At 71.5% G+C, this 6,704-nt stretch carries 7 protein-coding genes and 1 pseudogene; 5 read left to right on the forward strand and 3 right to left on the reverse strand.

The features are described 5' to 3' along the window. Positions 1 to 204 (reverse strand): annotated as a pseudogene (locus DQP56_RS21555) (helix-turn-helix transcriptional regulator); the annotation flags it as partial. Positions 205 to 333: 129 nt separating this feature from the next. Here DQP56_RS21555 and mptB point away from each other — a divergent pair. From mptB to DQP56_RS21575, 4 genes are read left to right on the forward strand one after another with little or no spacing between them, the layout of a single operon-like run. After that, positions 334 to 2,028 (forward strand): polyprenol phosphomannose-dependent alpha 1,6 mannosyltransferase MptB, encoded by a 1,695-nt coding sequence (mptB, locus tag DQP56_RS21560; RefSeq protein WP_112688907.1) that lies wholly within the window; start codon positions 334 to 336, stop codon positions 2,026 to 2,028. Beyond that, the gene (locus DQP56_RS21565) at positions 2,025 to 2,963 is read left to right on the forward strand and encodes an ABC transporter ATP-binding protein (RefSeq protein ID WP_112688909.1); all 939 of its coding nucleotides are present in this window, start codon (positions 2,025 to 2,027) and stop codon (positions 2,961 to 2,963) included. Before mptB ends, DQP56_RS21565 begins: the two co-directional genes overlap by 4 nt. Then, a complete protein-coding gene (locus DQP56_RS21570) occupies positions 2,960 to 3,748 on the forward strand; it encodes an ABC transporter permease (RefSeq protein ID WP_112688912.1) in 789 nt (262 codons plus the stop codon). The genes DQP56_RS21565 and DQP56_RS21570 overlap by 4 nt, the downstream gene beginning before the upstream one ends. A 57-nt stretch (positions 3,749 to 3,805) precedes the next feature. Then, positions 3,806 to 4,741 carry a COX15/CtaA family protein gene (locus tag DQP56_RS21575; RefSeq protein WP_112688918.1) on the forward strand — a complete coding sequence of 312 codons (936 nt, stop codon included), beginning with the start codon at positions 3,806 to 3,808 and terminating at the stop codon, positions 4,739 to 4,741. Here the strand turns inward: DQP56_RS21575 and DQP56_RS21580 are convergent. Next, positions 4,697 to 5,416, reverse strand: a complete 720-nt coding sequence (locus tag DQP56_RS21580; RefSeq protein ID WP_112688914.1) for a DcsG N-terminal domain-containing protein — start codon at positions 5,414 to 5,416, stop codon at positions 4,697 to 4,699. The genes DQP56_RS21575 and DQP56_RS21580 overlap by 45 nt on opposite strands. A gap of 31 nt (positions 5,417 to 5,447) precedes the next feature. On the opposite strand from DQP56_RS21580, the gene DQP56_RS21585 reads away from it, so the two are divergent. Next, positions 5,448 to 6,434: a quinone oxidoreductase family protein gene (locus DQP56_RS21585; protein WP_112688916.1), complete on the forward strand. Its 987-nt coding sequence runs from the start codon at positions 5,448 to 5,450 to the stop codon at positions 6,432 to 6,434. Positions 6,435 to 6,457: 23 nt separating this feature from the next. On the opposite strand, the gene DQP56_RS24865 is transcribed toward DQP56_RS21585, so the two are convergent. Then, on the reverse strand, positions 6,458 to 6,704 hold a 247-nt coding region (locus DQP56_RS24865; RefSeq protein WP_526022717.1), incomplete at its 5' end, for a PPW family C-terminal domain-containing PPE protein.

Here is a 6,704-nt window from a genome sequence, read left to right on the forward strand (position 1 = left end):
CAGGCCCAACCGGGCGCCGATGTCACCGGCGGTGATCGAACCGGACTCCATCAGCAGGCGCACCACCGCCTGGCGGGTGCGGCCCTCGGACGAATCATGGCTGCCGGCGAACTCGGCGGCCGGTTGAGGCGCAGCCGAAACCGCACCGCCGGGGCGCTGCCCGGCGGTTTGGGATGCGGCGTTGGCCTCAGCCTTGAATTTCACAACACCAGTGTGACGCAATTCGGCGGCCAGGTCCAGAAAGGGTCACCTCAGTTCGGCACGAATCGACCGTAACGCTGGTCACAGCGCGCTCCTGCCGGTCGCCGCACAGCGGGCCGTTACGCTGCTGGGATGGCAGCCCGCCGGCACTCGCTGAGCAGCTCGATCGCCCACCTGCACGGCGACGAGCGCACCGTCGGCGCCCCCCTCAACGCTGCCGAACTCGTCGCACTGCGGCGCACCCGGCTGTTCGGGGCCACCGGCACGGTATTGATGGGCATCGGTGCGCTCGGGGCGGGCGCCCGGCCGGTGGTCCAGGACCCGACCTTCGGGGTACGGCTGCTGAACCTGCCGTCACGGCTGCAGACGGTGGCGCTGACCATGACCACCACCGGCGCGGTGATGATGGCCCTGGCCTGGTTGATGCTGGGCCGCTTCGCGCTGTCCTCGGGCGGGCCGGCCCGCCGGATGTCCCGCAGCCAACTCGACCGCACGCTGTTGCTGTGGATGCTGCCGTTGCTGGTCGCCCCGCCGATGTACAGCAAGGACGTCTACTCCTACCTGGCGCAGAGCCAGATCTCCCGGCTGGGGCTGGACCCCTACCGGGTGGGCCCGGCGCCGGCCCTCGGCCTGGACCACGTGTTCACCCTGTCGGTGCCGAGCCTGTGGCGCGAGACACCGGCCCCCTACGGCCCGCTCTTCTTGTGGATCGGCCGGGGAATATCGGCGCTGACCGGCGAGAACATCGTCACCGCGGTGCTGTGCCACCGGGTGGTGGTGCTGGCCGGCGTGGGGCTGATCGTGTGGGCGGTGCCGCGGCTGGCGGCACGGTGCGGGGTGGCCGAGGTCAGCGCCCTGTGGCTGGGTGCGGCCAACCCGCTGCTGCTGATGCACCTGGTCGCCGGTATCCACAACGAGGCGCTGATGCTCGGCCTGATGCTGACCGGCACCGAGTTCGCGCTGCGCGGGATCACCGCGGCCAAACCGCTGCTGCCGAGCCGGTGGCGCCAACCGCAGGACTGGGCGCCGTTGGCCGAACTGCTCACCGGGGCGGTCCTGATCGCGTTGTCGTCGCAGGTCAAGCTGCCGTCGCTGTTGGCGCTCGGATTCGTGGCGATGGCCCTGGGCTGGCGCTGGGGCGGCGACCTGCGGGCATTCCTGCTCGCCGGCGTCGGCACCGGTGCCCTGGCGGCGGCCGTGATGGGCCTGATCGGCTGGGCCAGCGGGCTGGGCTTCGGCTGGGTCCACACGCTGGGCACCGCCAACGTGGTCCGCAGCTGGATGTCGCCGCCGACCCTGATCGCCCTCGGCACCGGCCAGGTCGGGACCCTGCTGGGCCTGGGCGATCACACCACCGCCGTGTTGTCGCTGACCCGTGGCATCGGCGTGCTGATCATCGCGGTCATGGTCATCTGGCTGCTGCTGGTGGTCTTCCAGGGCCGGCTGCATCCGGTCGGCGGGCTGGGCGTCGCACTCGGCATCACGGTGCTGCTGTTCCCGGTGGTGCAGCCCTGGTACCTGCTGTGGGCGATCATCCCGCTGGCCGCCTGGGCGACCCGGCCGAGCTTCCGGATCGCGGTGATCGCGGTGACGCTGGTGGTCGGCATCTTCGGCCCGACCGCCAACGGTGACCGTTTCGCGCTGTTCCAGATCGTGGACGCCACGCTGGCCAGCGCCGTGGTGGTGCTGGCATTGTTCCTGCTGACCTACCGGCACCTGCCGTGGCGGGAGTTGCCCGCCGAGGGCGGCCGACCCGATGGTGAGCCGCTGGCGGGGCCGACCCCGCGGTCCGCCCCCGTCGCCGACGCTTACGCTGATTCTCCGTGAGCTCAGCTGTGGCGGTGCGGTTGCGCGGCGTGCGTAAGCGCTACGGGGCCGGTCCGACGGCGACCGAGGCGGTCGCCGGCCTCGATCTGGAGGTCCACACCGCCGAAGTGTTCGCGCTGCTGGGCCCGAACGGCGCCGGCAAGACCACGACGGTCGAGATGTGCGAGGGCTTCGTGCGCCCCGACGCCGGCACCATCGAGGTCCTGGGGCTGGATCCGATCGCCGACAACGACCGGCTGCGCGAACGCATCGGGGTGATGCTGCAGGGCGGCGGCGGCTACCCCGCGGCGCGCGCCGGCGAGATGCTCCAGCTGGTGGCGTCGTACTCGGCGAACCCGCTGGACCCGCAGTGGCTGCTGGAGACCCTGGGCCTCACCGACGCGGCCCGTACCACCTACCGCAGGCTCTCGGGCGGGCAGCAACAGCGGCTCGCGCTGGCCTGCGCGCTGGTCGGTCGCCCGGAGCTGGTGTTTCTCGACGAGCCGACGGCCGGCATGGACGCCCATGCGCGGCTGCTGGTGTGGGAACTGATCGACGCGCTGCGTCGCGACGGCGTGACCGTGGTGCTGACCACGCACCACCTGCGGGAGGCCGAGGAACTGGCCGACCGGCTGCTGATCATCGACCACGGCAAGGTGGTCGCCGCCGGCACGCCGGCGGAGTTGACCCGCAGCGGCGCCCAGGGCCAGGTGCGGTTCACCGCCCCTCCCCGACTGGACTTGTCGTTGCTGCTCACCGCGTTGCCCGAGGACTATCGGGCCAGCGAGCCGCAACCCGGCGAGTACCTCGTCGAGGGGGCAGTCGACCCGCAGGTGCTGGCGACCGTGACCGCATGGTGCGCCCGCCTGGATGTGCTGGCCACCCAGCTGCGGGTGGAGCAGCGCAGCCTGGAGGATGTGTTCTTGGACCTGACCGGACGGGAGCTGCGCAAATGAGTGACCAGCCGGTCTTCCCGCCGGGCACCTTCACGCCCGACCCGCGCCCGGCCGGCGTGCCCACGATGCTGGCCGCGCAGTACCGGCTCGAGTTGACCCTGCTGCTGCGCAACGGCGAACAGCTGCTGTTGACGATGTTCATCCCGATCACGCTGCTGATCGGGCTGACGGTGCTGCCGCTGGGCCCGTTCGGCGAGGGTCATGCCGAGCGCGTCACCACCGTGCTGCCGGTGATCATGTCGCTGGCGGTGATCGCCACCGCCTTCACCGGCCAGGCGATCGCGGTGGCATTCGACCGCCGGTACGGCGCGCTGAAACGCCTGGGCGCCACCGCGTTGCCGGTATGGGGCGTCATCACCGGTAAGTCGCTGTCGGTGGCGACGGTGGTGCTGTTGCAGTCGGTGCTGCTCGGGTTGATCGGCATCGCCCTGGGCTGGCGGCCGACACCGCTCGGGCTGGCGCTGGGCGCGGTCGTCATCGGACTGGGCACGGCGTGCTTCGCGGCGTTGGGGCTGCTGCTCGGCGGCAGCCTTCGCGCCGAGATCGTACTGGCCGTCGCCAACCTGATGTGGTTCGTGTTCGGCGGGTTCGCGGCGCTGACCGTGGAAACCGAGCTGGTGCCCGGCGCGGTCCGCTGGCTGGCCCGGCTGACGCCGTCGGGGGCGCTCACCGAGGCGCTGGCGCAGGCCCTGGCGGTCTCCTTCGACTGGTTCGGATTCGCGGTGGTGGCAGCGTGGGGGCTGCTGGCCGGCCTCGGCGCGGTGCGCTGGTTCCGGTTCAGCTGACCTACTACGGTACGTAGTTACCGATCCTCTACGATCAGCCCCGTGGCACGCTTCTTGATGCGCCTGGTGGATCTGCTGCCCGATCCCAGTCTGCGCACCCAGCGGCTGCTGGCCGCCGCCGTCGTCTTCACCCAGGGCTTCATCTCGGTCAGCGGAGCGATCGTCCGCGTCACCGCGTCCGGGCTGGGCTGCCCGACCTGGCCGCAGTGCTTCCCGGGCAGCTACGTCCCGGTCGCGGTCTCGGAGGTGCCGCGAATCCATCAGGCCATCGAGTTCGGCAACCGGATGGTGACCTTCGCGGTGGTCATCACCTCGGCGCTGGCGGTGCTGGCGGTGATCCGGGCGCGGCGACGCCGGGAGGTGCTGGTCTACGCCTGGCTGATGCCGGCCTCCACGGTGCTGCAGGCGATCATCGGCGGCATCACGGTGCGCACCGGGCTGGCCTGGTGGACGGTGGCGGTGCATCTGCTGGTCTCGATGTTGATGGTCTGGCTGGCGGTGCTGTTGTACGTCAAGGTCGGTGAGCCCGACGGCGAGACCGTCGTGGTACGCCACCGGGTCCCCGTCCCGTTGCGGCGGCTGACCGCGCTGTGCGCCGTCATGCTGGCCGCGGTGCTGGTCACCGGAACCCTGGTGACCGCCGCCGGACCGCACGCCGGCGACAAGAGCACCACCCGCACGGTCGCTCGGCTCAAGGTCGAGGTGGTCACGCTGGCACACGTGCACGAGTCGCTGCTGATCGGCTTCCTGGGCCTACTCGCGGGACTGGCGTTCGGGCTGGCCGCGGTACGAGCGGCCAAACCGGTGACCAACCGGCTTGCCTGGTTGACCGCGCTGACCCTGGCGCAGGGGGTGATCGGGGTCGTTCAATACTTCACCGGGGTGCCCGCGGTGCTGGTCACCATCCATGTGGCGGGCGCCGTGCTGGTCACTGGCGCGACCGCGGCGCTATGGGCGTCGCTGCGCGAGCGGGCCCAACCCGAGCCGGTCTAGCGCCGAGGTGACCGCCAGCGCGAATCGGCGTTGCGCGCGGTCACATTCGTCGGCGCCGAGTTCCCCCCAGCCCAGGTCCGGCGCGACCAGATCCAGGCTGACCAGCCGCGCGTCGGCGCCGGCTCCGGTCACCTCGGCGCGCGCGTAGAGCAACTCCTCGATGCGGATGCTCAAGCGTTCGGCGGCGGCGCGCAGTGCGGCGCGGCCGACGTCCCACAACTCGAAGTCCGGGTCGGTACCCGCGGCGCCGAACGCGTGCGACCGGCCGGCGCCGAAGAACACCAGCGCCGTGCGCGCCGTGGCCGCGCCGGGCGCCGTCGGCACCCCGTCACACTGCAGGTCGGCCAGATAGCGGGGATCGGCGTTCCAGGCCACCACCTCCGGTGGGTTCAACAGGTTGCGCACCCGCTTGGTCCAGGCCGTGAATTCGGCGCGCCGGTCCGGCTCACCGCCCGCCGACCGCAGGATCACCAGGTCGGCCTCAAGGGTTTCCGGCTCGTCCCAGGGCAATCGGCGGGCGTGCAGGCCGCGGTGTCGCAGCGCATGCACCAGCCCGGCGTCATCACCGGCGTCGAAAGCGTCGTCGGAAGCGTCGTCGGAAGCGTCGTGGTCACGCCGCGAATCGCCCGCCATCACGATGCGCGGGTGGAAGATATCGGGCCGGGCCAGCTTCATGCAGACTCCACAGTCGGAGATGATAGTCACCATGCACGCCGTGGAAATCGCCGCGACCGGCGGCCCTGAGGTCTTGGAACTGGTCGACAGGCCGCAACCCTCCGCCGCCGCCGGGGAGGTGGTGATCCGGGCCGACGCCATCGGGGTCAACTACATCGACACCTATTTCCGCTCCGGGATCTACCCGGCGGCGTTGCCGTTCGTGCTCGGCAATGAAGCCGCCGGCGTCGTCGCCGAGACCGGCGCGGGCGTGACGACGCTGAGCGCGGGTGACCGCGTGGTGACGGCGGCCGCGACCGGCGGCTACGCGCAGTACTGCACGGCGCCGGCAGCGTTGGTGGCGCCCATCCCGGCCGGCGTCGGCTCCGACGTGGCGGCGGCCGTACTGCTCAAGGGCCTGACGGCGCATTACCTGATCAAGTCGGTCTATCCGGTGTCACCCGGCGACACCGTGCTGCTGCACGCCGGCGCCGGCGGGGTGGGGCTGATCCTGACCCAGTGGGCCACTGCGCTCGGCGCCCGGGTGATCACCACCGTGTCGACACCGGCGAAAGCCGACTTGTCCCGAGCGGCCGGCGCCGCCGAGGTCCTCGACTACCCCGGCCCGGACGACACTGCCGCCGCCGCCTTCGGCGCCCGCATCCGGGAATTGACCGACGGATCCGGGGTCGCCGCGGTGTACGACGGCGTAGGCGCGGCGACCTTCGACGCGAGCCTGGCCAGTCTGGCCGTCCGGGGCACGCTGGCGCTGTTCGGCGCGGCCAGCGGACCGGTTGCCCCGGTGGATCCGCAGCGACTCAACGCCGCGGGCTCGGTCTACCTGACCCGGCCGAACCTCGCACACTTCACCCGCAGCGAGCAGGAATTCTCCTGGCGTGCAGGAGAATTGTTCGACGCGATCACGGCAGGATCGATCGAGGTGACGGTCAGCCGGCGCTACCCGCTGGCCGAGGCCGCCGACGCGCACCGGGACCTTCAGGCCCGCAAGACCACCGGTTCGATCGTGTTGATCCCGTAGCGACGAGCCCCCGGTCCGCGCGCTCAGCCGGATCGCCAGCTCTCCGGCAGCAGCGGCAGTCGCGGCCCCTCGGTGAATTCGACCCCTTCCAGCCGGGTGAGCCCGGTTGCGCCGCTGCCGTCGGCCTGGGCTCTGCCGGTGCGCCCCAGTTCGCCGGCACCACGATCGGACACCGATGCCGGTTCCCAGTCCGGGGTCACCCTGACGGTCAGATCCATCGCGGCGTCACCGTGCCCCGCCCTGGTCTTGCGCAGCCGGAGGCGTTTGGCC

The organism is Mycolicibacter senuensis (genome assembly GCF_003284925.1).
Lineage (GTDB): Bacteria > Actinomycetota > Actinomycetes > Mycobacteriales > Mycobacteriaceae > Mycobacterium > Mycobacterium algericum_A.